Raw genomic sequence first — 25,117 nt, 5'->3', positions numbered from 1 at the left:
ACACCGTTCAGGTAGGGTAGCCGCGTGACCCCCCGCGATCCAAACCCTCGCGTCGCCCGCCGCTCGAAGGACGACGTCGTCGACGCCGCCGTCGACCTCCTCGATCGGGTCGGGCTCCCCGACCTCTCGATGCGGCGCCTCGCGGAGGAGCTGGGGGTGCAGCCGAGCGCGCTGTACTGGCACGTCGCGAGCAAGCAGGAACTCCTGGCCGCCGTGAGCAGCCGCATCCTCGTCACGGTCGCCCTCCGGGCCGGCGACCCCGACGACCTCGAGGGCGCCGCGGTGGCCCTCGGTCGCCGCCTCCGGGACCGCCTGCTCGCCCACCGCGACGGCGCCGAGGTCGTCTCCAGCTCGCTCGCCCTCGGACTCGTCCCCTCCCCCCTGCACAACGCCCTCCGCGACGTCGACGACTCCCCCGCCGCCGACGTCGTCGCCGACGCGGTCACTCATTACGTCGTCGGAGTCACGTTCCACGAGCAGCAGCGCCGGACCGCGGATGCCTGGGGGGCCGCCGCATCCGAGGTCGCCCTCTCGCCCGAGTCGGCCGCCCACCCGGCGGAGGACGGCGTCGAGGCCGTCCTCGCACTCATCGCCCGCGGCATCGCGCCGTGGCGCGCGGAGACCCAGCGGGCGCGCGGCGCCTAGGATGGCGTCATGCTGAGCAAGGTGGATCCGTGAGGCGCCGCGCCCGCACGACCGCCCGCCCCGACCGCCACGGACGGCATGGCCGCCTCGACCGCAGCCCCGTCGTCCGTCCGCCTCTCCCCGCGATCGAGACCCGCGCCGAGAAGTTCGACCTGACCGTCACGACCGCCGTCGAGTTCCTGCGGAGCGCCTGGCCCGAACTCCGCGAGGTCCGCTTCGACATCGGGTGGATGCCGGAGGCCGCCGACGACGACGGGATCCCACGGTGGGAGGTCCACAGCGACCAGAAACGGATCGTGCTGTTCCGGCTGCCGATCGAGCGGCTCGCGCGTCTGCACCGCAACGACGATCTGCACCGACGCATGATGATCGAGAGCTGCGTGTTCCGTGCCGCCGCCGAGTATCTCGACCGCGACCCGTGGGACCTCGGCCCCGACCGTTTCCGGTTCTGATCCTCCGCCGTTGACGGGGCGAAGCCGATCAGCGCGGCCGGACCTCGACCGGCGCGGCAGCGGCATCCGCCGGGACGACCGCGTACCCGGCGATCGCGTCCGATGCGGTGAAGGTCACACTCGCCCGTAGAGTGCCGCCCGCGGGGTCGAGCCGGTAGAGCGCCCCCGCGGCCACGTCCACCGAGACCGAGCCGCCGGCGGGCACGCGGATCTCACGCGGCTCGCCGGCGCCGGCGTCACCCGCGAGGACAGCAGCGACCTCGTCGGCTCCCGGATTGACGAGGGCGAGCTGCGGCCGGGGTCCGTCCGCGACGGCGACGAGCGTCGGGACGCCGATGTCGTCGGCGGTCCCGTACCAGGCGAAGTCGGAACCGGCATCCGCTCCGGTGGAGGCGTGCGCGGCGGCGACGACGGGTGCATCCGCCTGCACCTCGATGCGGTAGCGACCCTCGGGAAGCGCGTCGAGGTCGACCTCGATCGGCACGCCCGCCGTCAGCGCGAGGTCGGGGAACGACGCCGCCGTCATCGACCCGCCGACGGGTGTCACGGTCACGGACGCCGTCGTGTCATCGGACGGCGCCAGGAGGCGCACGGTGGTGTCGGTCGGCTCATCGCCGCCGCCCACGGCGGAGAACGCCGGGATCGTCTGCGAGGTCTGGGGCAGTCCCGTCGCTCCGCCCTGATCGACGCCGACGGGGACAAGGGTCCGGGTCAGCGTCGACTGAAGGATCGCCTGGACGGGCGCCTGCGTCGCCGACACCAGCACGACGGGACTCGCCTCGCCCAGGGCCAGTGCGGCGAGCGGGATGATCCGCTGCTCGCCCGCAGGCACGAGGATGTTCGCGCCGGCATCCGGAGCGACGCGCCCGTCGACTCCGAACACCGTGAGGTCGACCCGTGCGGCGACGTCGCCCGGGTTCGCGATGACGACGAGGTCGGAGGCCCCGGTGAGCCCGCTGCCCGCAGCGAGCCAGGTCTCCATCGCGGGCGGCGCGCAGGTCGAGGCGGTGAATCCGGCGAGGTCGTCCGCGGAGACACGGGCGGACTGCGCCGCGGCCAGGTCCGCCCGCACCCGGTCGACGGGCTCAGCCGAGAAGGACGGGGTGGGATCGGCTCCCTCGATCGCCGAGGCGATCTCGCCGACGACGGGTTCCGGTGTCCCGGCCGCCGTTCCCGATACGATTTGCGCCCCCGCGGCGACCTGCAGTGCGCCGGGGTCGTCGACGTCGCGCCCGGCCGCCACGATCGGGCCGTCGCAGGAGAGGACGGATGTCGCAGGCTCCGGCCGCGTCGTGATCGACAGCGTGGAGCGCTCCACGCTCTCCCAGGGTGTCGTGACGACGAAGAACGTGCCGGCGACGATCAGGAGGCTCACGACGGCGCCCGCTCCCCGCCGGATGCGTCGCGCCGCGGTCACAGCCGCGCCCCTTCGCCGATGATGCGCGGATGACGGCGCCCGGCGCGCAGGCTGGTACGTGTCGGGACGGCGAGCAGGAGCGCGATGACGATCACGCCGAGCTGCAGGAGGGCGACGCGGGTCGAATGCGGGCCGGACGCGTCGTCGACGGTGCGCTCGGCGATCGCGCCCGTCACGCTCCACAGTGTCCCCCGCGCCGTGTCGCCCACGCTCACGAGGTCCGCGCGCTGATTGAGCAGATTCTGAGCGCCGAGCCGCGCCGCACGCGCGACGTCGCTCTCGCCCGGCGCCTCCTCGAGCAGGACGTAGGCGATGCCGTGGCGCGCGAGGTCGGAGACGACATCCCCCGTCGCGGTGGAGACCAGGTCAGCGGTCACGTGCGCGAGTTCGCGGTCTCCCGCCGTGAGCTCGGGACGCGTGGACTGCACGGTGGTCTGCCCTCCCAGGGTCTCGCTCGCTCCCCACACGACGGAAGCCGAGTACGCGGCGTCCGCTTGCGCGGTCAGGACGAGGGTCGCCGTCTGTTCGCCGTCGCGCTCCCCCTCGCTCCCAGCGGTCTGCACATAGGCGGGAAGCGTGCTCGCCGGTCCGTCGCTGAGCGCTGCATCGTCGCGGAGCACGGCGGTGAGTGCCGGAACGGCGCCGACGGCGAGGAAGGCGATGACCACCGAGGCAGCGACCGGTACGAGCGCATCGACGCGGCGGAGCCCGTCGAGCCCCGCGACTGCTGCCACCAGGAGGCCCGCCCACGCAAGGGACAGGGCGCTCCCCGGCCAGATCGCGACGGGGCCGAACATGCCGGCCGTGAGTGCGACGCCCGAGGCGAGGACCGCCGACACGAGACCGAGACCGGCAGCGACGAGTCCGAGCGAGGCCGGCAGAAGCCGACCGAGGACGGGACCGAGTAGGGCGAGGACGAGCACGGGGGCGGTGAACGCCGCGACCCACCAGGCGCGGCCGTCCTCTCCGAGGAACTGCAGCCAGCCGGCGCCGTCGGTCGACGGATAGCCGAAGGCGAAAAGGATCTTCGGCAGGAGCCCGTCCGGGTTCCCCGACACGGCGAGCGGCCTGCCGGGATCGGCGAACACGGCGAGCGGATCGCCCGTCGTCAGGTGGTACCAGACGAGGGGAAGGAAAACGGCGATCGTCGGGATCACGAGCCAGGCCACCCGACCCGCGCCGCGACCGCGGCGCACGACGAGCACGAGGATGAGGGCCGCGACCCACAGGACGGCCAGTGCGGGAGCGACCGACGGAGCGCAGGCGACCACGATGACGAGGACGATCGACGCCAGGCCTGCGCTGCTCCAGGAGCGTCGTGCCGCGGCGGCGGTGTAGACGAGCCACGGCAGGGCCAGGTGCAGGATGACGGCGGCGGGACGACCCTCGACGAGCGCGGCAAGGAAGGTGGGCGCCACCGCCCACGCGAACGCCGTCGCACACCGCAGCACAGAACGCTCGGTGACTCGGGTCGCCGCGAACCAGCCGCCGAGCGCGGCCAGCGGCAGCGCGAGCACCCAGAGGATCACCAGCGCCCGTGACGGCGCGAGCGGCGAGAGCGATCCGATGAGCGCGATCACCGCCGCGAAGGGGTCTGCGGGACCGACCGTGTCCCATCCGAGCGCACGCGGGCCGTACGCGGCATCCGTCCAGAGGGCGACGACCCCGCTGCGGAGAGGGGCGAGTCCGCCGCCGCCGAGCACGGGCCAGGCCAGGAGGGCGCTGAAGGAGAGGAGCGACGTGGCGAGGGCGCCGAGCACGACCCACGCCCCACCGCCGCTGAAGAAGCGGAGCTCCTCGCGGGGCGCGGCTGCGGCATCCGCTTCGTCTTCGAGGCGTTCGCGGAGATCCCGTCGACCGATGCGCAGCTGCGCGAGGGACGACCAGGACGTCGTCCGCGTGCGCCGGATCGTCCGCCGTGCACGGATGACCGAGGCGAGCCCGAGGAGGACCGCAACGGATGCCGCCCACTCCGGACCGATCCTGCCCGGATTCTTCGCCACGAGGTGACCCAGGGTGCGCCACAGCGCGAGCGGCAGGAGCGACAGCCAGTGCAGCGGAACGACGGGGGCGGGCGCGTAGACGAGCCTCCGATGAAGCTGCGCCTTGCGCGCGGCGTACAGCCGCCGGCCACGAGCACCCGCGGATCGCCCACCAGGGGTCCCCGCGACGCCGTCGCCGGCGACCGCGACGATCGCCGTCGGCGCGAGCGCGACGCGCCCACCGGCGAGGCGCGCACGGATGCCCAGATCGAGCCCTTCATCCGCCCCCGAGAGTCCCGGGTCGACGCCGCCGAGGGCCTGCCATACCGGCGTCCGCACGAGTGCACCGCGGATGTCCGCGCCGAGGACGTCCTCACCGGCGTCGTGCTGGCCTTGATCGAGCTCGCCGTCGGCGAGCCCCACGGTGCGGCCGGTCCGGGTCAGTGTGACTCCGAGCGAGACGATCCGGGTCGGGTCGTCCCAGGCCACGAGTTTGGGAGCAGCGAGCGCCACCGACGGAGCGGTCTCGAGGGCACCCGCCAGACGGGCGAGTGCATCGGGCGCCGGCGCCGTGTCCTGCGCGAGCAACCACACGGCATCACCCGAGATCCGACGGCCGGCGAGGCGCAGCGCCTCGGCGAAGCCGGTGTTCCGTCCGGCCACGATGACCGCTTCGGCTCCGGATTCGGATGCGAGGCGGGTGAGGGTCTCATCCGGTCCGCACAGCACGACGGTCAGCACGTCGGCACGGCGCGTCTGCGCGGCGAGCGCACGGAGGGTGCGGCTCAGATGGAGATCCGTGGGGCCTCGTCCGTGGGGGCGGACGACGAGGATCGCGTGTACTCGGGCGGGCATGACCAGGTCAGCCTAGGTCGCGACCTCGCCGATACGCGGAGGCCGGGCGGGGTGGCGCAGATCGGGTCAGGAGGCGCGACGCTTGAGCTTGCGCCGCTCGCGCTCGCTCAGTCCGCCCCAGATACCGAACCGTTCGTCGTTCTGAAGCGCGTATTCGAGGCATTCGCCGCGGACGTCGCACGATGTGCAGATCCGCTTCGCATCGCGCGTCGATCCGCCCTTCTCGGGGAAGAACGCCTCGGGGTCGGTCTGTGCGCAGAGCGCGTCCGCCTGCCACGCGAGCGCGGTGTCCTCATCGGTCTCGACGCGCCGGCGGACACCGGGGACCCCGAGGTTCACCGGGTCGACGAACCAATTCTCGGGAACGCCGGAACGGTAACCCGTCATCTTGCTCTCCCACCTGTAGACACTCGCCGCGGTGCGGCCGATGCCTAATTACACCCGTGTGATTCGCTCCGGTCAAGTCGCAAATCGTAAACCCTCAACCCGAGATTGAATCTTCTTGAGGGTCCCGGCGTGTCGCGGGCTCAGGCGGATCGGCCGGGTCGCGCGAGATAGGCCACGCCGCGGCCCGACAGGGTGACCGACGACTCGTCCTGGGCGTACGCGGCCGTGCCCGGAGAGAGGGTCACGTCGCGCTCCGCGACGGCCACGGACACCTCCCCGGACGCGGCGAGCACGATCGCGGGCCCCTCGAGCGGAACGGTGACGCGGTCGTCGGCGAGTGTGTATCGCAGAAGGAGGAAGTCGGGGACGCCGGGATCGAACACCTCACCGTCGCCCTCTTCCGCCGGGATCAGCAGGGGGGCGGGCCCCGGCTCCGTGTCGACGATGCGGAGGAGCTGCGGTACGTCGATGTGCTTGGGCGTCAGACCTCCACGCAGCACGTTGTCACTGGCCGCCATGAGTTCGACGCCGAGGCCGTCCTGGTAGGCGTGGAGAACCCCGGCGGGCGCGAAGACCGCCTCCCCCGGGCGCAGCACGACGAGGTTCATAAGGAGCGCGACGACGATGCCCGCATCCCCCGGGAAGTCACGGACGATGGCGCGGAGGACATCGAGCTCCTGCTCGAAGCCGGGCACGGTCGCGTCGATCACAGCATCCGACACGTCGCGGACGATGTCCTCGGCACGGCCGCTCAGCACCTCCTCGATGACCCCGCGCAAGGCGGCCGAGGCATCGGTGCCGGCGAGGTCGGCGCGGAGCCGCTCGACGCCGGCCGACGCGCCGAGACCGTCGAGAAGGCGAAGGGTGTCGGCCACGGGGCGCAATCCGACGAGGGCACGGAAGGGATCACTGAGAGCGACGATGACCTCGGGCTTGTGGTTGTCGTCACGGTAGATCCGGTGACCGGCGTCGCGCGGGATGCCGGCCGCTTCCTCCTCTTCGAAGCCCGCTCGCGCCTGCGCGAGGTCGGGGTGCGCCTGGATCGAGAGGGAGGACGATGCGGCGAGGATCTTGAGCAGGAAGGGCAGTGGCGGGTTCCCCGCCTCTGCTCTCGCTTCGGGGAGGGACCGGCCGTCGCCGAGTCGGGCGGGGCTGCCGGGGTGATCCCCGAACCAGACCTCGGCCTCGGGGCCGCCGGTGGGCACACGCCCCTGCAGGTCGGCGATGGCGGACGGGGATCCCCAGGCGTAGTCGCGGGGCTCGTTCGAGAGGGTCTCCAGCACGCGATCAGCCTAGGGCGTGCGGCGGAACGTCCAGAGCCGCGCGATACCCTTCTGTCACCATGGCCGTCCACTCCTCGCACCCGGTCTCGGCGCCGCCGGCCGCCCCGCCGCGCGAGCGGACGAGCCACATCCTGTTGCGCGGATGGTGCATCGTCCTGCTGATCATCACGCTGTCGGGGACGGCGCTGCCTCTCGCGTTCGGCATCGAGGTAGCCGCAGGCATCGGCATCGTCAGCTTCCTCGTCTCGATCGCGCTGTGGGCCGTCATCCGCCCCCGGGTGCAGTGGCCGCGTCTGCCGTGGTACGCCCTCGCCTACCTCGCCTTCGCCGTCCTCTCCCTGTTCTGGTCGCATTGGCCCGACGCGACCCTCGTGACCGTCGCGCTGCTGATCGTGACCACCGTGGGCGCGCTGTTCGTCGGTGCGGTGCTCACCTGGCGCGAGGTCGTGCGAGCCCTGGCATCCGCTCTCAAATGGATGCTGGCACTATCGATCCTGTTCGAACTGTGGGTCAGTCTCATCTGGGACGGTCAGATCCTGCCGCACTTCGTGCGGCCCGACGGCCCGGTCGACGATCCGATCGTGCTCTGGTCACGCGACAACCTGTTCGACGGTGGACGAATCCAGGGAATCTTCGGCAACGCGAACGCGCTCGCCTACGTCGCTCTCCTCGCGGTCGTGGTCTTCGCCATACGGATCGCGTCCCGCGCCCCCCGTCGGCCCGTGCTCGCGCTCTGGATCGCCCTCGCGCTGTTCCTCTTCGTCCGCGCAGGATCGGCGACAGCCACGGTGTCGGCCATCGCCGTGGTCGTGGTCCTCATCACCGTGCTCATCATGCGGACGACCACCCGCGCCGGTGAGCGCACCCGTTACTACCTCGTCTACGCCGTCGTCGCCATCGGCGGACTCGTCGCGGTCTGGCTGCTGCGCGACACGGTGTTCACGGCGCTGGGGCGGTCGAGCGACCTCACCGGCCGCGAGTCGATCTGGGAGAAGGTCCTCGAACGGGCCGTGGAGCACCCCCTCATCGGCTGGGGATTCTCGACGCCGTGGATCCCCACGGATCCGGCTTTCGATCGCTGGATCGTCGACCACGGCCAGACCGTCATGCAGGCCCACAACATGTGGGTCGACGTGTTCCTCCAGTTGGGTGCCGTCGGCGTCGCGCTCATCGCCGCCGCTTACGTCGCCTTCGTCTGGCGGTCGTGGTTCTTCGCGGTCGACCGGCCACGCTGGGACCTGGTCGCAGACCGCCCCTACACCGCGGTCACGCTCCTCCCGACCCTCACCGGAGCGATCCTCCTCGTGCAGGGCCTCGCCGAATCGACTCCGCTGCTGAACTGGGGATGGTTCCTCCTCATCCTCTTCGCGTTCAAGATCAAGCAGGCACCCCTGGTGGGGCGCGGACCGTCGGAGGAGCGTCTCATCGGCGAACAGGGCGACAGGCCGACCGAGCGATGAGGACCGTGCGCGCGCTCCCCCGGCTGCTCTCCGCGCTGCAGACACCCGACGTCGCCGCCGCCTTCACCCTCGTCACGCTCGGCGCGCTGTTCTCGACGCACGCCCTGCGACAGCTGATGGGGAACGCCGGGTACGGCGCCGTCCTGAGCGGTCTGTGCCTCCTCGGTGCGGGAATCATGGTCGCCCGCCGCGCGGAACTCCGCTTGATCCAGCTGATCCCCACCACTCTCCTGATGCTCCTCGTGTGGCTCATCATCACGGCCGGGTGGTCCGTCTCATCCACGGCGACCTTCACGGGATGGCTGCAGCTGGGCGCACCGACCTTCCTCGCCGTCGTCGTCGCCCAGTTCCGCGACACCCTGCAGACCGTCCGCGCCACCGGCGACGTCCTGCGAGTGCTCCTGGGGGTCTCGTTGGGACTCGAGATCCTGAGCGGCATCCTCCTCGACCTCCCGATCGCCTTCCTCGGCATCGCGGGCAACCTCGCCGACGGAGGCCCCGTCCAGGGGATCTTCGGCACCCGCACCGTGCTGGGCGTGGTCACGATCATCGCGCTCGTGACCTTCCTCGTCGAGTGGCGGACCCGCTCGGTGAGCTCGGGGGTGGCGATCGGCTCGGTCACGCTCGCCGCGATCCTCGCGGTCTTCACCGCCTCTCCCCTCGTGCTCGGCATGGTGCTGGTGTCGGGGGCGGCGACCGGCGCACTCGCGGTCCTCCGTCGCGTTCCGGCGCGAGTCCGCCCCCTCCTCCAGGGCGTCCTCGCCGCCACCGTGATCGTGGGGCTCGTGCTCGCCTACGTGTTCCGCCGCCCGCTGGTCTACTGGCTCAACGCCGAACCCGACTTCTACACCCGGTCGCGGCTGTGGAACGTCATCCTGGACATGTCGGCACTGCGGCCGGTTCAGGGGTGGGGCTGGGTCGGCACCTGGCCGGACCATCTCTCCCCCTTCACCTACATCCGCCTGGTCGCGGGGCATCCGCATGCGTCGGCGCTCAACGTCTGGATGGACGTGCTGCTGCAGGCAGGGGCCGTCGGGGTCGTGCTGCTCGTGGCGTTCGTCGGGCTGGCGCTGTCCCGGGCGTGGGCGACGGCGAGCGAACGACGCTCGACCGTCTATGTCTGGCCCGCGCTCGTGATCATCGTGCTGCTCACCGACTCGATCGTGACGAGCTCCCCCCTGGGCGGCTTCGGATGGTTCCTGCTCGTCCTCTGCGCGACGCAGGCATCCCTCGTGCGGGGATGGCGGCGGGAACGGCCTCTGCCCGCGGCCGCATCGGAGAGCCCGGACACGTTCGGACTCGGATCACCGGCTTAGAATCGAGCGACATCCGCCACAATCCAGGAGGTTCCACCGTGCGATTGCTTCGCAGGCACCTGCGAGGGAACGCCTTCCTGCAGAGGTGGCGATTCGGTCTGTGGATCGCTCTCTACGCCCTGGCCTCGCGGCTGGTGCGTGTGCAGGACGGGCGGACGCTCTTCCTCTCGGACTCCCGGATGGGCTTCTCGGGCAACATCGCCTTCCTGCGCGACGAGATCCGACGCCAGCGCCCGAACGCTCGGATCGTGGGGATCTTCAAGGCGAGCCTCGCCGATCGGCGTCCGCTCCGGGACTCGTTGCGCCTGCCGTGGGAGCTCGCGCGCGCGCAGACGATCGTCCTCGACGACTACTACCCGATGATCTATCCCCTGCAGCTGCGTCCCGAGACGCGACTCCTGCAGGTCTGGCATGCGGCCGGCGCCTACAAGAAGGTGGGCTGGAGTCGCGCGGGTCTTCCCGGCGGCCCTCTCCCCGGTTCGGTCGCGCACCGCAACTACACGGATGCCACGGTGAGCTCCGAGGCGATCCGCCCCGACTACGCGGAGGCTTTCGACATGGACCTCGCGCGGGTCCACGCCCTCGGTGTGCCGCGCACCGATGTGTTCTTCGACACCGACCTCCTCGAGCGCACCGCCGACGAGGTCCGCACCCGCCTCGGCATCCGACCCGATCAGCGGCTGGCGGTCTTCGCACCCACCTTCCGGGGCAACGGCCAGCTGAGTGCGCACTACGACATCGACTGGGTTCCGTGGCTTCAGCTCATCGAGGAGCTGGGCGAGGAATGGGTGGTCCTCGTGAAGCTGCACCCGTTCGTCGCGCGCGCCACCGCCGGGATCCCGTCGCACGAACGGATCCTCGACGTGTCCGCGGAGCGCGAGCTCAACGACCTCCTCATGGCCGCCGACGTCCTCATCACGGACTACTCGTCGGCGATCTTCGAGTTCTCCCTGCTCGGCCGTCCCATGGTGTTCTTCTGCCCCGACGTCGAGGTGTACGCCGCGGAGCGCTCGTTCTACCACCCGTTCGAGGACTACCTCGCCGGTCCGCTCGTGACGGACGGCGACCACCTCGCCGCGGCGATCCGCGACGCCCGCGCGGGCGAGGATCTGGCCGCGTTCCGGGAGCGCTTCATGTCGGCCTGCGACGGACGATCCACCGAGCGCATCGTGCGCGAGATGATCCTCACACCCCGCCGGGTCCACGAGCGCCCCGTCTTGCTGGACGATCCGCCCGTGCAGCCGACCCGCATCGACGGTCCGATCGGCCGACACGTCTTCGCCGCGCGCGTCGCACGGACGGTGCTGGGCCTGTGCTACGCCCCCCTCAAGGTGCTGCCGACACGGCGCAAGGTCGTCATGATCAGTCGCGAGCACCCGGAGGAGACCGACGACTTCATCGACCTGCGCAACGCGATCACCGCGATCGACCCGTCGGTGACGGTCGTCTCGCTGGTGCGCATGGTCCCGCCCGGCCTCGTGCGCAAGATCGGCTACGCCGCGCACCTGCTCGTGCAGATGTACCACGTCGCCACCGCCCGCGTGCTGATCGTGGACACCTACTCGATGGTCGCCAGCATGCTGCGACACAAGGACGAGCTGAGCATCATCCAGATCTGGCACGCTCTCGGCGCCTTCAAGAAGTTCGGTCTCAGCATCCTGGGAACCGGCGAGGGCCGTGACGAACGCCTCGCGGAGGCCATGCGCATGCACGCGGGCTACGACCTCGTGCTCGCCAGCGGCGAGGCGTGCCGCGCACCGTACGCCGAGGCGTTCGGCACCGACGAGAGTCGGATCGTGGTCGCCCCCCTCCCCCGCGTGGACCGGCTCCGAGACGAGGAGCTCACGCGGCTGACGCGCGAGCGGATCTACGACCGGCATCCGCACCTCCGCGGCGCCCGCGTGGCCGTCTTCGCCCCGACGTTCCGGATCGAGGACACCGCGATGTCCGCCCCCGACGACGTCGTCGCCGCACTCGAGGCCATCGGCGTGCACGTCGTGGTGAAGCTGCATCCCCTCATGACGCTGCGCGGGAGCGCCGTCGACACCGCGGACGGTTTCTCGACGCAGGAGATGCTCACCATCGCCGACGTCTTCATCACCGACTACTCGTCGACGCTGTTCGAGGCCGCCGTGCGCGGCATCCCGACCTATTTCCTCGCCCCCGACCTCGACGAGTACCTGGCGACGCGCGACTTCTACCTGGACTATCGCAGCGACCTGCCGGGCCCCGTCTGCACGTCCGTCGACGAGCTCGCTGCCGCGATCGCCGCGGACACGGCCACGGCGACGGATGCGGCGGCCTTCGCCGCGCGCTGGGTCGCCGAGACGAGCACCACCACCGGCCGCCCCTGCACCGACCGGATCGCGCGTCTCGTGCTCGACCGCGTGGCCGGCCGAGGGCTCGCAGACCCCCTCGCATAGGATGGTGCGGGCGTGCCAGCGCACGCCCGCATCGACTCACGAGGAGCTCTCGCCGTGACCACAGCCCGTACCGTCGCCGTCGTCCTGGCCGGTGGCATCGGAGTCCGGGTGGGCCTCGGCATCCCCAAGCAGCTCATCAAGATCGCGGGGAAGGCGATCGTCGAGCACACGCTCGAGGCACTCGAGAACAGCCCGCACATCGATGAGATCGTCATCATGATGAACGCGGCCGCGATCGGTGAGCTCGACCACCTCCTCGACAGCGGCCGGTTCGCGAAGCTCACCCGCATCCTCCCCGGCGGCGAGACACGCAACGACACGACGCAGCTGGCCATCTCCGCCCTCCAGGGCGACGACACGAAGGTGCTGTTCCACGACGCGGTGCGGCCCTTCATCGACGACCGCATCATCGAGGACTGCGTCCGCGCGCTCGACACCTACGAGGCGGTCGACACCGCGATCCCCTCTGCGGACACGATCATCCAGGTCGACGCCGATCGGCTGATCACCGGCATCCCGGACCGTTCGCTTCTCCGCCGCGGACAGACGCCCCAGGCCTTCCGGCTCGCGACGATCCGGAAGGCATACGAGATCGCGGCGACCGACCCGGGATTCCGGGCGACCGACGACTGCGGCGTCGTCTTCGCCTACCTGCCCGACGTGCCCATCTACGTCGTCGACGGCACGGCCGAGAACATGAAGGTGACCGAGCCGATCGACGTCCACATCGCCGACAAGCTCTTCCAGCTGCAATCCGCGAGCCTCTCCCTCGAGAGCATGACGACCGTCCCCGACCTGTCGGGCAGGACGGTCGTCGTCTTCGGCGGCAGCTACGGGATCGGCGAGAGCATCGTCCAGCAGGCGACGGATGCCGGTGCTGTCGTCCACGAGTTCAGCCGCTCCTCGACGGGCACCGACATCCGATCGGCCAAGGCCGTGCGGTCCGCCCTCGCCGAAGCGCACTCCCGCAGCGGCCGCATCGACGTCGTCATCGTGACGGCCGGGGTGCTGCGCATCGCGCCGCTCGTCGAGAGCCGCAAGCGCGACCTGAAGGACACGATCCAGGTCAACCTCATCGCCCCGGCGGTCGTCGCTCGCGAGGCGCACCCCTATCTCGCGGAGACGGCCGGACAGGTCGTGCTGTTCACCTCGAGCTCGTACACGCGCGGACGCGCGGGGTACAGCGCGTACTCCGCGACGAAGGCCGGGGTCGTGAACCTGACCCAGGCGCTCGCCGAGGAGTGGGAGGCATCGCGGGTGCGGATCAACTGCATCAACCCGCAGCGCACCCGCACGCCCATGCGCACGCAGGCGTTCGGCGAGGAGCCGGTCGACAGCCTCCTCGACCCCGCGGACGTCGCCCGTGTGACGCTGAACGTCGCGGCATCCGACCTCACGGGTCAGATCGTGACGGTCAACGTCGCGGCGATGCGGAACGCGGCGGGCTGACCCCGCCGCTCAGCCGCCGATCTGGTTGCGCTCGATCACGTCGAAGAACGCGCGGCAGACGTAGTAGTCCTCCGCGGTCGTGATCTTGATGTTCGAACGAGGTCCCTCCACGCGGTACAGCTCGTGGCCGTACCGTCGCAGAAGGCTGCAGGTGTCGATCGAGTCGTTCTCACCGTCGGCCACCGCCTGGTCGTAGACCCCGAGGACGGTGTCGAGACGGCCGCTCTGCGGGGCCTGTGCGACGTAGAGGTGGTCGCGCGGGATGACCTCGTCGACGGCGCCACTGGCCGACGAGATGATGGTCTCGTTGAACTTGGTGCTGGTGATCGCCGGTCCCTGCGAGCGCACGGTCTCGATGTTGGCCGAGATCACCTCGGCGTTGATGAGCGGGCGCACCCCGTCGTGCAGCAGGACGACGGTGTCGCCGGGTGCCTCGTTGGCGACGGCGCGGAGCGCGCGGTGTCGGGACTCCTGACCGGTGGCACCACCGTCCACGATCCAGTTCACCTTCGTGAGCTCGTACCTCGCGACCAGACGCGCGAAGCGATCGCGCCACTCCGGCAGGATCGAGACGGCGATGCGGTCGATCTCGGGGTGGTCCTGGAAGTGCTGGAGCGTGTGCACGATCAGCGGAGTTCCATGGATCTCGAGGAACTGCTTGGGCAGGGTCGCCGACGTCATGCGGGACCCGATCCCGCCGGCGAAAATGATGGCGATGTTCACGCGATCTCCTCTTCTGGGACGTCCTTCTCACTGGACTCGGCGGTGTTCGCGTCGGAACGCTCGGTGGGGACCGGGCTCTCGGTGATCTTCTCGGTGTCGGGGTTGCCGAGGATCAGCCAGTCGATGACCCGGTCAGCCGCGCCGGTGTCGACGCGGTCGAAGTTGAGGCGACGGAACTCCGCGACCTTCTCCTGCTCGAACTCTCCGGTCCGAAGGGCGTCGATCACGTCCCCGAACGTGTTCGCGACGCGTCCCGGCGCCGTCTCGTCGTAGTCCCGGTGGAAGCCGCGCGTCGCGGCGTAGTTCACCTTGTCGGGAGCGAAGAAGAGCATGGGCCGGTCCAGCAGAGAGAACTCGTAGATGATCGACGAGTAGTCCGTGATGAGGACGTCGGTCGCGTGCAGGAGATTCAGGCCGTCCGGATAGTGCGTGAAGTCGAAGAACCGGTCCTGGTACTGCTCCGGGATCTCGATGGGATTCTTCACGAAGTGGTGCATGCGGAAGAGCACCACCGTGTCCTCGCCGCACACCTCGTACAGGGCGTCGAAGTCGATCTGGCTGTAGTCGTAGAACGCGGTGTAGATGGATCGGCCGCGGAACGTCGGGGCGAAGAGGACGACCTTCTTGCCCGCGATCTGGGGATACTCGGTGGCGAACTTCGCCAGGAACCGGTCGCGGAGCGTCTCGTCGAGGAACCAGTCCACCCGGGGCAATCCGGTCGGGATGACGGCGGCTTCCTCGATGCCGAACGCCTCCGCGTAGACGTGACGCAAGTGCTCGGATCCCGTGATGGCGAAGGTGTACTGGCGATGCGGATGCCACAGCTTGGGCGAACCGAGGTTCCCGAACCGGCTGTACCCGACGGACTTGAACCCGCTGCCGGCGTGCCAGAGCTGGATCACCTTGGTGCGCGGGTCCATCCGCAGGCTCTTGAGGATGCCGAAGTAGTCGTCGAGCAGGACGATCTCGCTCGTCGCGAGCAGGTAGATGATCCGGAGCGTCGTCCCCCAGCCGCCCGCGCGCGGCAGGCGGAACGAGTACTTCATGTCGAATCGTTCCTGCAGCCCGCGTTCGACGATCCGCTCCTGCACGCGACGGAGGTTGCCCTCGATGCGGACACGCTGATCGGAGGCGAAGAGGACGCGGCCGGGCTTCACGCCCACCGTCCGGGTGATGGCCTGGTAGATCAGGCCGGCGTAGCGCTGCTTGGCCGGGGCGCCGAGGAAGAATGCCTTGAGGCGCTTGATCGGACGGAACTTCTTCGGCTTGGGACGGGAGCGGAACAGGTGGTAGCTCCGCATGAGGAAGTCGAGGCGCTCGAGGTCCACGGCGTTCTCTGCGATGCCGAACGACACGGTCGTGACGGCGCGGTTCCCGTCGTAGAGGAACACCCGTGAACCCTCGTCGAGTTCGAGCAGCGACCGTCCGTCGAACCGGGCGGGGGCCACGCGCTCCCCGTGGGCGAACATGACGATGCGCCACGTGCCGTTCGGGATCGCCTGGCGGTCACGGAACGTCGGGACGTCGACATGCAGCTCGTACGCACCGGGCCCGACCGCGGTGAAGGGCACCGGGATGCGACGCTTGCCGTCGATCAGGCGGAAGTCCACGGCAGGCGGAGGCACCTCGCCCCATTCGGGGGTGAGCGGGGTCCAGTCCCCCACCTGGGCGACCGACAGTCGGATCGTCAGCTTCGCCCGTTCCCAGGTGAGCGCATCGACGGTGACGTCGAACGGGGGCGCAGGCCGGACGACCTCCGCCTCGCTCACCGGGACGACGGATGCCGGCGGCACGACCGCGTCCGTCATGCGCGGGACCCCGCTTCGCGCTCCTCGTGCCACGCGAGCGTGCGGTCCAGTCCCCGACGCAGGCCGACGTGCGGTGCCCAGCCCAGACCGCGAAGCCGGGCGTCGTCCAGGCCCTGTCCCTTGACGGCGTTGTACCGGCTGAGGTCGACACCCTCCGCGAAGCGCACGCTGAGATTCTTCTCCGGTCGCGCCTCGGTGAACGCCTCCGCCAGTTCTCGGATGCTGATGAACCCGTCGCGATCGGAGATGTTGTACGCGGTGTCCTCGCCCAGGAGGATCGCCGCGAACATGCCCGACACGGCATCCGCCAGGTAGGTGTAGGTACGACGGGCGCTGCCGTCGCTGTTGAGAGTGATGTCGTTTCCGCGGAGGACGTCCGCGGTGAAGTCCGCCTGCACGCGACCGTCGTCGAGGGCCATGCCGGGGCCGTAGATGTGACCGAACCGGCCGATCGTGACGGGGACGTCGTACTGCGCGTGATAGCTGACGGCGATGGTCTCGGCGGCACGCTTGCCCTCGGTGTACGACGCACGGGGGTTCAGGATGTCGACAGAGCCGTACTCGTCCTCGGCGACGAGCGAACCGTCCGACACCCGCTGCCCGTACACCTCCGCGGACGACATCATGACGAAGCGGGCACCGCCCGATGCGACGCAGAGATCGAGCAGGCCGAAGGTGCCGGTCACGTTCGCCCGGATGGTGTCCACGGGACTCGCGGCGTGCAGCGCCGGCCGAGCGGGGGACGCACCATGGATGACGAGGTCCACGGTGCGGTCGAGGTGGATCTCGCCCCGGACGTCGCCCTTCACCAGGACGACGTCGTCGCGATCGGCGACGGGTCCGAGCAGGCGACGCGCCCTGTCGAGGTCGCGCACGAGCGCGAGGACGGTGATCCCGGCATCCCGCACCTCGTTGAGACCCAGCAGTGTGTAGAGGGCGTACGACGGGATCATCCCTGCCGCACCCGTCACGAGCACCGTGGCGCCGTCGAGCTTCTCCCACGGCAGCGGCTGCCCGATGATCTCGGCGATGTCACCGTCGATGACGGCGCTCCCGGTCACGCGGCCCACGGGTGCCGTCGCGGTCGATCCGTCGCCACGGGGTGTGTGTTCAGGCATTTTGCCGATTCTACGGCACCGGCTCGCGAGAGCCCTGAGCGACGGACCCGTCAGCGGATACCGAGTCTGCGCAGGACTCTGCCGACCTTGCGGCGGAGGGTGGGGGCCGCTTGGGCGGGTCGCGCCGGCGCACCATCGGTCGACGGGCGCTCGCTGCGCTCCAGGGCACGGCGGTCTCCGTCGGCTCGCACGACCCATGCCCCCGGGCCATCGGGAGCGCGGTCGCCGACGCGCAGCTCCACGGTGTCGCGTCCCACCCCGGGCACGACGAGACGCGCGGCGCCGTCAGCGACCTCGATGCGCGCCGGGACATCGGAGGGTTTCCCGGCCGCCGACGTCCAGACCGACACGACGGTCCCGATGCTGCCGGCTCCGTCGTGGTGCCCTGCCAGATCGACCACCAGCTCGTCGGACTGGAATGCGGCCCGCGTCGGGATCAGCCGTCGGACCGCCTCGCGCTCACCGCCAGGGATCAGGGTCGCGTTGCCGCCGTCGTTCGGATAGACCAGGTGCAGCTTGCCGGCCGTGACGGTGACGGAGGCGGGTACGTCGGACCGGACGGCGCGATCGGTCGAGCTGTTGCCGAAGCGCGCGTGAAGGTGGAGGTCCCAGTGGGTCGCCTCCTCGAGCGGTGCACCCGCGGCGGCCGTCGCCGGGTCGAGCGTGAACCCGGCCGTGGCGGCGACGCTGACGGTACCGTCAGCGTCGTCCGCGACGCTCACGTCGCTGGTCGCGGGAAGCGCCCATGCGACGCGCGACCGCCTCGACCTCACGAGAGGAGAGAGAGTGATCGCCGCCACCTCGTCGGTCATGTCCGTCGCGGCCTCGCTGACGAGCTCGTCGACGGCGGCCGGCAGGACCTTCCGGATGCGACCCCCCTCGCGTCGCAGCCGCGGTCGATTCCCCTTGGAATCGGACCAGGTGACATCGGTCGCGATGTGCAGGACCCCGCCCCGCCACTGCACCGAGGTGGCCCGTGACCAGCCGGGGATGGCAGCGTCGGACAGACAGATCTCCTCCAGCACATCCTGACGGCCGGCTCGCAGCAGCTCGGCCCGCACGCGCTTCGACGAGTTCATCCGATCCTCGAGACGCTCGTACCCGAACTGCTCCTGAACGTTGCGCGCCTGTTCGAACATGAACTTCCGCTGCGGAGGCGTGCGGCTGACGTACTTCATGTCGAAGACCCCGACGACGCGGTTGCTGTACTGGTGGAGTTCCAGCTGCTCCCGCTGCAGACGGTTCTCCTCGCCGGGGAGCTCATCGATGACCGCCTGGCACACCCTCGGCAGCCAGCGCCAGAAGTCCTCACCGTGCTTGACGAAGGTGGTGGATCCGCTTCCGGCCGTCGTCACCCAGTGGTAGTAGGGAACCGAGGTGAGCGTCGAGATGACCTTCGCATGCCTCGCCACGCGGAGATTGAAGAAGATGTCCTCCCACAGCACGCGCTTGCCTTCGACGAAGCGGATGTCGTGCTCCTGGAGGAATGCGCGGCGGTACATCTTGTGCGGGTTCATGGGAATCAGCGGATGGACGTCGGGACGCCCGATCGACTGCGGCCGGTCATGGTCGTATGTTCCCAGGGCCCACGACGGGGACGTCGTGCGCGCTTCTTTGCCGTTCACGGCGTCCGCGTGGTTGGCCGCCCCGAATTCGTACGCCGCCCGGAGCGCATCCGGGTAGAGCTCATCGTCGTGGTCCATGAAAGCCACGTACTCGCCTCGGGCCAGGTCGATGCCCACGTTGCGCGGCTTCGAGGGCCACCCGGAGTTCTCGATGGGCTCCACACGCACATGAGGGCGCGTGGCCGCGAGTTCCGTCAAGCGGTCCAGGGTGTCGTCGGGCGATCCGTCGTCGACGAAGATCACCTCGAACTCCGACGCCGGCAGCGTCTGCCGGTCCAGTGATCCGATGAGCCGGGCCAGCCCCTCGGGAGGTGTCTTGTAGGTGGGCACGACGACCGAGACCTTGATCACCAGGCCATGTTACGGGCGGGGTCGGCCCTCGCCCAGGATTTCGCGGTGCGGGAGCTCGGCGCTCCTGTGGAACGATGGGTGCCATGAAGGGCATCATTCTCGCGGGGGGCTCGGGAACGCGGCTGCATCCGATCACTCTGGGTGTGTCGAAGCAGCTGATCCCGGTGTTCGACAAGCCGATGATCTACTACCCGCTGTCGACGCTGATGTTGGCGGGCATCCGGGACATCCTGGTCATCACGACGCCGCACGATGCGGAGCATTTCGAGCGTCTCCTGGGTGATGGTTCCCAGTTCGGCATCCGGTTGTCGTTCGCGCAGCAGCCCTCGCCGGACGGGTTGGCGCAGGCGTTCACGATCGGTGCGGATTTCATCGGCGACGACACGGTCGCCCTCGTCCTGGGTGACAACCTGCTCTACGGCCCGGGCCTGGGCTCGCAGCTGGCGCGGTTCCGCGACGTCGACGGCGGTGCGGTGTTCGCGTACTACGTGGGTGAGCCCGAGGCGTACGGTGTGGTCGAGTTCGACGACGCCGGTACGGCGATCTCGTTGGAGGAGAAGCCGGCGCAGCCGAAGTCGAACTACGCGGTGCCCGGTCTGTATTTCTACGACAACGATGTCGTGCGGATCGCCCGCGAGTTGCAGCCCTCACCGCGCGGCGAGTACGAGATCACCGACGTGAACAAGGCGTACCTGGCGGCAGGGAAGCTGCAGGTGCAGGTGCTCCCCCGCGGGACGGCGTGGCTGGACACGGGGACATTCGATCAGATGCTGGATGCCGGTGAGTACGTCCGCACGATCGAGCGTCGCACAGGCCTGAAGATCGGGGTGCCCGAGGAGGTCGCGTGGCGGCAGGGGTTCCTCACCGATGACCAGCTCCGCGAGCGGGCGCAGAAGCTCGTCAAATCCGGGTACGGCACGTACCTGCTCGACATCCTGAACAGGGGTCTGTGACCATGTCCCATCTTCTCGTCACCGGTGGTGCCGGTTTCATCGGGTCGAACTTCGTCCACCACGTGATCGCGCACACCGACCACACCGTGACCGTGCTCGACAAGCTGACCTACGCGGGCAACGAGGCGTCCCTCGCGGGGCTCCCCGAGGACCGTGTCAGCCTCGTCGTGGGCGACATCGCCGACGCCGAGCTCGTCGACGGACTGTTCGAGGAGGCGGATGCCGTCGTCCACTACGCGGCGGAATCCCACAACGACAACTCGCTGCACGACCCGCGGCCGTTCCTGGACACGAACATCATCGGCACGTACACGCTGCTCGAGGCCGCGCGCCGTCACGACACCCGGCTGCACCACATCTCCACCGACGAGGTGTACGGCGATCTCGAGCTCGACGACCCGGCGCGCTTCACCGAGCACACCCCCTACAACCCGTCCTCCCCGTACTCGTCCACGAAGGCCGGCAGCGACCTGCTCGTGCGCGCGTGGGTGCGCTCATTCGGGGTGCGCGCCACGATCAGCAACTGCTCCAACAACTACGGGCCGTACCAGCACGTCGAGAAGTTCATCCCGCGCCAGATCACCAACGTCATCCGCGGCATCCGCCCCAAGCTGTACGGCAAGGGCGAGAACGTGCGGGACTGGATCCACGCCGACGACCACTCCTCCGCCGTGCTCACCATCCTCGAGCGGGGCGAGATCGGCGAGACCTACCTCATCGGCGCCGACGGCGAGAAGGACAACAAGACCGTCGTCGAACTCATCCTCCAGCTCATGGGCCAGTCCCCCGACGCGTACGACCACGTCACCGACCGCGCCGGCCACGACCTGCGTTACGCGATCGACTCCACCAAGCTCCGCACCGAACTCGGCTGGACCCCCACCTACCAGGACTTCGAGGCCGGCCTCGCCGCGACCATCGAGTGGTACCGAGGCAACGAGGCATGGTGGGCACCCGCCAAAGACGGCGTCGAAGCCTTCTACGCCTCGAAGGGCCAGTGAGCGTGACGGAGTTCGGCAAGGCGCTCACGCCCAGCGAGACCGGCATCCCCGGGCTCGTGGTCTGGGACCTGCCCGTGCACGGCGACAGCCGCGGCTGGTTCAAGGAGAACTGGCAGCGGGAGAAGATGACCGCCGTCGGCCTCGCGGACTTCGGTCCGGTGCAGAACAACATCTCGTTCAACGATGCGGTCGGGACGACCCGCGGCATCCACGCCGAACCCTGGGACAAATGGGTGTCGGTCGCGACCGGCCGGATCTTCGGGGCGTGGGTCGATCTGCGGGAGGGACCGAGCTTCGGCGCGGTCTTCACTGCGGAGCTCGACCCGTCGCGGGCGATCTTCGTACCGCGCGGCGTCGGCAACTCCTATCAGACGCTGGAGCCCGACACCGCCTACACGTATCTCGTCAACGATCACTGGTCGCCCGATGCCGCCTACTCGTTCCTGAACCTCGCCGACGAGACGGTCGCGATCGAGTGGCCGGTCCCCCTCGCCGACGTGGAGATCTCGGCGAAGGACCTCGCGCACCCACGCCTCGCGGACGTCGTGCCGATCCCACCGAAGAAGACGCTCGTCGTCGGTGCGAACGGGCAGCTCGGCCGAGCGCTGCGCGCCGCGTACGCGGACGACGCGGGCGTCGAGTTCGCGGGGCGCGAGGACCTCGATCTGACCGGCGACCTGAGCGGCGCCCGCCGCTGGCGCGACTACGGAACCATCGTCAACGCCGCCGCCTACACGGCCGTCGACGGGGCAGAGACCGACCGGGGCGGCGCGTGGGCGGGCAATGTCACCGCCGTCGCGCAGCTCGCGCGGATCGCGACGGAGAACGGCATCACGCTCGTCCACGTCTCCAGCGACTACGTCTTCGACGGCACGGCCGACACCCCCTACACCGAGGGGCAGCCCGTCGCGCCGCTCGGCGTCTACGGGCAGACCAAGGCGGCGGCCGACGCGATCGTCGCAACCGTCCCCCGGCACTACATCCTCCGCACGTCCTGGGTGATCGGCGAGGGGAAGAACTTCGTCCGGACGATGGCCACCCTCGCCGAGCGGGGGATCTCCCCTTCGGTCGTCGACGACCAGATCGGGCGTCTGACCTTCACGGACGACATCGCCGGCGGCATCCGTCACCTGCTTGCCACCGACGCGCCCGCCGGGATCTACAACCTCACGGGATCCGGCGACCCCGCGTCGTGGGCGGAGATCGCCGGCGAGGTGTACGCACTCACCGGGCACGACCGTGACGCGGTCACCGGCGTGTCGACGGACGCGTACTTCGCGAATGCGGACCATCCGGTGGCCCCGCGGCCTCGATGGTCCGTCCTCGACCTCGGCAAGATCGAGGCGACGGGGTACGCCCCGCGGGACTGGCGCGAATCCCTCCGCGACTACCTGCGCTGACCGAGCAGGGCCTCGCGGGTCTCAGCCCTGTTCGAGCACCCCGAGGGCGTCGTCGATCGGACCGTCGAAGACGACCTTGCCCTTGCGGATGACGACGCCGCGCGAGCACAGGCTCTTCACGATGTTCTTGCTGTGGCTCACGATCATCATCGTGACGCCCTTGTCGGCCAGTTCGCGCAGCTTCGCGTCGCACTTCGCGCGGAACGGCGCATCGCCGACGGAGAGGACCTCGTCGACGAGCAGCACGTCGAGCTCGACGTGGATCGCGACGCTGAACGCGAGACGCATGAACATGCCGGACGAGTAGTGCTTGACCTCCTGGTCGATGAAATCGCCGATGCCGCTGAACTCGACGATCTCGTCGTACCGGGCCTTCGTCTCCTTCTCGGTCATGCCGAGGATGGCCGCGTTCAAGAAGACGTTCTCGCGCCCGGTGAGGTCGGGGTGGAAACCGGCGCCGACCTCGATGAGACCGGCGACACGGCCGCGGGTGAAGACGCGCCCCTCGTCCGGCTCGAGGACACCCGAGACGAGCTTGAGGGTCGTCGACTTGCCGGAGCCGTTGAGCCCCATGATCGCCACCGACTCGCCCTCGGCGATCTGGAACGAGATGTCGTCGAGCGCCTGGAACTGGCGGGACCGGGTGGACTGCCGCTTGATGACGCTGATGAAGGCGTCTTTCAGCGAGCGGGCGGACCGCTTGTTGAACCACTTCGAGACGTGCTCGACGATGATGCGGGGCTGGGTCTCGGTGGTGGTGGGAGTCGACATCACAGATCCTGGGCGAACGTGCGCTCGGCGCGGCGGAAGACGAGCTGGCCGATGACCAGGGTGACGAGGATGACACCGACGGACGCGGCGACGTGCCACCCGAACTCGGGCGGCCAGCCGAGGTTGGCGGGAGCCGGTGACGCGTCGTTGACGACGGGCAGCGCGCCCCAGAAGGCGTGGTGGAACATCTCCACGGCGACGGCGAGCGGATTCGAGATCCAGACGTGGAAGAGCCACCGGAATCCCTCGGTGCGCTCGTAGACCATCGCCCAGGTGTACAGCACGGGCACCGACCACGTCGCGATCGTCCGGATGATGTCGACCGTGTTGCTGGCGTCGCGGAACCGCACGTTGAGGGCCGCGAAGAAGAGCCCGAGACCCGTGACGAACAGGAGGACCAGCAGCATCCCGAGCAGGACGAACCCGACCGAGGCGAAGCTCGGCAGCCAGCCGAACAGCAGACTCACCACGATCAGGACGGCGAGCTGAGGCAGGAAGTGGGTGAACGCGCCGATGATGGCGGCGAGGGGGAACAATTCGCGCGGCAGGTAGATCTTCCGCACGAGCGCGCGGTTGCTGACGATCGACTGCGTCGCCGCGCCCAGCGTCTCGTTGAAGAGGTTCACGAGGACCAGTCCGCTGAACAGGTACAGCGGAAAGGCCGGCACGCTCTTGTGCAGACCCAGGATCTGTCCGACGACGATGAAGTACACCAGGAACTGCACGGTCGGCCGCACGTAGGACCAGAACCAGCCGAGCACCGAGTTGCGGTAGCGCAGGGACGTGCTCTTGCCGATCAGCAGCCGGAGGAGGTAGCGGTACTCGAAGACGTCGAGGATGCCGCGTCCACGTCCAGGCGTGTCGAAGGCGCTGTAATCGATCTGTGTCACGGGTTTCCTTGCGAAGGCGGGTGCCGTTCAGGCCGTCGATCATCCTATCCGACGGTTCCTGAGCGGCCCCCGGCCGGGCTCGTGTCGCGTCAGCGCAGGAAGTCGCTGCTGACCCAGCCGGTCTTGCCCTGGTACGTCGTCTTCCGCCAGATGCCGGACGATGCCGTGACGGTGACCTTCGTGCCCTTCGGAATGACGACGAGCACCTTCCCCGAGGTCGACGGTTGAGCGCGGAGGTTGAGCGCTGCGGTGGTCGTCTTGGCGCTCGTCGCGGGAGCAGTGTCGAGCTTCTTGAGCTCGGAGTCCCGCATCCACCCCTTCGTCGAACCCGCGGTCACTGCGCGCCAGACCCCGAACGTGTCGTGCACGGTGACCTTCGTGCCCGCCTTGAGCGTCGAGAGGACCTTGCCCGAGGCGGATGCCGTCGCCCGCAGCGGCGTGGACGCGATGACCTGCCGGTCCTGACCAGAGATCGCACCGGGGTTCTTCGTCGACAGCTTCGACGAGAACACCCACCCGGTCATCCCGTCGACGGTGATCTGCGTCCGGTCACCTGAGACCGAGAGCGCCTTCACCGTCGTGCCCTTGCGCAGCGTCGCCTGGATCGCCTTCGACGACACCGACGGCGTCATGTTCGTCGTCGTCGCCAGATACATCGTCTTCGCCGTCGAGACCGCCTGCAGCTCGGAGTCCCGCATCCACCCCTTCGTCGAACCCGCGGTCACCGCGCGCCAGACCCCGAACGTGTCGTGCACGGTGACCTTCGTGCCCGCCTTGAGCGTCGAGAGGACCTTGCCCGAGGCGGATG

20 protein-coding genes are annotated in these 25,117 nt (G+C 69.5%); 9 read left to right on the top strand and 11 right to left on the bottom strand.

The annotated features are described in order from the left end of the window. Positions 1 to 24 precede the first annotated feature (24 nt). Together M3190_RS04880 and M3190_RS04875 are read left to right on the top strand one after the other, a co-directional pair. Positions 25 to 645: a TetR/AcrR family transcriptional regulator gene (locus tag M3190_RS04880; RefSeq protein ID WP_251579061.1), complete on the top strand. Its 621-nt coding sequence runs from the start codon at positions 25 to 27 to the stop codon at positions 643 to 645. Positions 646 to 674: 29 nt separating this feature from the next. Beyond that, positions 675 to 1,097, top strand: coding sequence for a metallopeptidase family protein (locus M3190_RS04875; RefSeq protein ID WP_251579056.1), 423 nt, complete (start codon positions 675 to 677; stop codon positions 1,095 to 1,097). Between the two features lie 28 nt (positions 1,098 to 1,125). Here M3190_RS04875 and M3190_RS04870 read toward each other — a convergent pair whose 3' ends face one another. The 4 genes from M3190_RS04870 to manA form a co-directional block, all read right to left on the bottom strand. After that, entirely contained in the window at positions 1,126 to 2,514 is a 1,389-nt protein-coding gene (locus M3190_RS04870) for a DUF5719 family protein (RefSeq protein ID WP_251579054.1), read from the bottom strand. Then, positions 2,511 to 5,351, bottom strand: coding sequence for a glycosyltransferase (locus tag M3190_RS04865; protein WP_251579053.1), 2,841 nt, complete (start codon positions 5,349 to 5,351; stop codon positions 2,511 to 2,513). The genes M3190_RS04870 and M3190_RS04865 overlap by 4 nt, the downstream gene beginning before the upstream one ends. A 66-nt stretch (positions 5,352 to 5,417) precedes the next feature. Then, entirely contained in the window at positions 5,418 to 5,738 is a 321-nt protein-coding gene (locus M3190_RS04860) for a WhiB family transcriptional regulator (protein WP_082886057.1), read from the bottom strand. Between the two features lie 140 nt (positions 5,739 to 5,878). Continuing rightward, the gene (gene manA / locus M3190_RS04855; RefSeq protein ID WP_251579052.1) at positions 5,879 to 7,021 is read right to left on the bottom strand and encodes a mannose-6-phosphate isomerase, class I; all 1,143 of its coding nucleotides are present in this window, start codon (positions 7,019 to 7,021) and stop codon (positions 5,879 to 5,881) included. Positions 7,022 to 7,080: 59 nt separating this feature from the next. On the opposite strand from manA, the gene M3190_RS04850 reads away from it, so the two are divergent. From M3190_RS04850 to M3190_RS04835, 4 genes are read left to right on the top strand one after another with little or no spacing between them, the layout of a single operon-like run. Beyond that, a complete protein-coding gene (locus M3190_RS04850) occupies positions 7,081 to 8,481 on the top strand; it encodes an O-antigen ligase family protein (RefSeq protein WP_251579051.1) in 1,401 nt (466 codons plus the stop codon). Then, positions 8,478 to 9,797: an O-antigen ligase family protein gene (locus tag M3190_RS04845; protein ID WP_251579050.1), complete on the top strand. Its 1,320-nt coding sequence runs from the start codon at positions 8,478 to 8,480 to the stop codon at positions 9,795 to 9,797. The genes M3190_RS04850 and M3190_RS04845 overlap by 4 nt, the downstream gene beginning before the upstream one ends. Positions 9,798 to 9,835: 38 nt before the next feature. Beyond that, positions 9,836 to 12,220, top strand: coding sequence for a CDP-glycerol glycerophosphotransferase family protein (locus M3190_RS04840; protein ID WP_251579049.1), 2,385 nt, complete (start codon positions 9,836 to 9,838; stop codon positions 12,218 to 12,220). 54 nt (positions 12,221 to 12,274) lie between these two features. Continuing rightward, a complete protein-coding gene (locus M3190_RS04835) occupies positions 12,275 to 13,669 on the top strand; it encodes an SDR family NAD(P)-dependent oxidoreductase (protein WP_251579048.1) in 1,395 nt (464 codons plus the stop codon). A gap of 9 nt (positions 13,670 to 13,678) precedes the next feature. On the opposite strand, the gene M3190_RS04830 is transcribed toward M3190_RS04835, so the two are convergent. From M3190_RS04830 to M3190_RS04815, 4 genes are read right to left on the bottom strand one after another with little or no spacing between them, the layout of a single operon-like run. Beyond that, positions 13,679 to 14,392, bottom strand: a complete 714-nt coding sequence (locus tag M3190_RS04830) for an IspD/TarI family cytidylyltransferase (RefSeq protein ID WP_251579047.1) — start codon at positions 14,390 to 14,392, stop codon at positions 13,679 to 13,681. Next, complete coding sequence (locus M3190_RS04825) at positions 14,389 to 16,200, bottom strand: CDP-glycerol glycerophosphotransferase family protein (RefSeq protein ID WP_251579043.1); 1,812 nt, start codon at positions 16,198 to 16,200, stop codon at positions 14,389 to 14,391. Before M3190_RS04825 ends, M3190_RS04830 begins: the two co-directional genes overlap by 4 nt. Then, positions 16,197 to 17,318 (bottom strand): NAD-dependent epimerase/dehydratase family protein, encoded by a 1,122-nt coding sequence (locus M3190_RS04820; protein ID WP_251579041.1) that lies wholly within the window; start codon positions 17,316 to 17,318, stop codon positions 16,197 to 16,199. The genes M3190_RS04825 and M3190_RS04820 overlap by 4 nt, the downstream gene beginning before the upstream one ends. 50 nt (positions 17,319 to 17,368) lie before the next feature. Next, complete coding sequence (locus M3190_RS04815) at positions 17,369 to 19,294, bottom strand: glycosyltransferase family 2 protein (RefSeq protein ID WP_251579039.1); 1,926 nt, start codon at positions 19,292 to 19,294, stop codon at positions 17,369 to 17,371. A gap of 83 nt (positions 19,295 to 19,377) precedes the next feature. On the opposite strand from M3190_RS04815, the gene rfbA reads away from it, so the two are divergent. The 3 genes from rfbA to M3190_RS04800 are packed head-to-tail and all read left to right on the top strand — an operon-like array spanning position 19,378 to position 22,648. Next, on the top strand, positions 19,378 to 20,247 hold the full coding sequence (gene rfbA / locus M3190_RS04810; RefSeq protein ID WP_251579037.1) for a glucose-1-phosphate thymidylyltransferase RfbA: 870 nt from the start codon (positions 19,378 to 19,380) through the stop codon (positions 20,245 to 20,247). A 2-nt stretch (positions 20,248 to 20,249) separates the two neighbouring features. After that, on the top strand, positions 20,250 to 21,248 hold the full coding sequence (gene rfbB / locus M3190_RS04805) for a dTDP-glucose 4,6-dehydratase (protein ID WP_251579027.1): 999 nt from the start codon (positions 20,250 to 20,252) through the stop codon (positions 21,246 to 21,248). Next, entirely contained in the window at positions 21,245 to 22,648 is a 1,404-nt protein-coding gene (locus M3190_RS04800) for a sugar nucleotide-binding protein (RefSeq protein ID WP_251579025.1), read from the top strand. Before rfbB ends, M3190_RS04800 begins: the two co-directional genes overlap by 4 nt. Positions 22,649 to 22,669: 21 nt before the next feature. Here M3190_RS04800 and M3190_RS04795 read toward each other — a convergent pair whose 3' ends face one another. The 3 genes from M3190_RS04795 to M3190_RS04785 form a co-directional block, all read right to left on the bottom strand. After that, on the bottom strand, positions 22,670 to 23,419 hold the full coding sequence (locus tag M3190_RS04795; protein ID WP_251579023.1) for an ABC transporter ATP-binding protein: 750 nt from the start codon (positions 23,417 to 23,419) through the stop codon (positions 22,670 to 22,672). After that, positions 23,419 to 24,309, bottom strand: coding sequence for an ABC transporter permease (locus M3190_RS04790; RefSeq protein ID WP_251579021.1), 891 nt, complete (start codon positions 24,307 to 24,309; stop codon positions 23,419 to 23,421). Before M3190_RS04790 ends, M3190_RS04795 begins: the two co-directional genes overlap by 1 nt. A gap of 89 nt (positions 24,310 to 24,398) precedes the next feature. Next, the coding region (locus M3190_RS04785; protein ID WP_251579019.1) for an SH3 domain-containing protein at positions 24,399 to 25,117 on the bottom strand (719 nt) is incomplete at its 5' end.

It is taken from the genome of Microbacterium oleivorans, assembly GCF_023715745.1.
In the GTDB taxonomy this organism is placed as follows: domain Bacteria; phylum Actinomycetota; class Actinomycetes; order Actinomycetales; family Microbacteriaceae; genus Microbacterium; species Microbacterium oleivorans_D.
The sequence above is the reverse complement of the archived record's forward strand: the minus strand, read 5'-3'. Positions and strand labels throughout refer to the sequence as shown.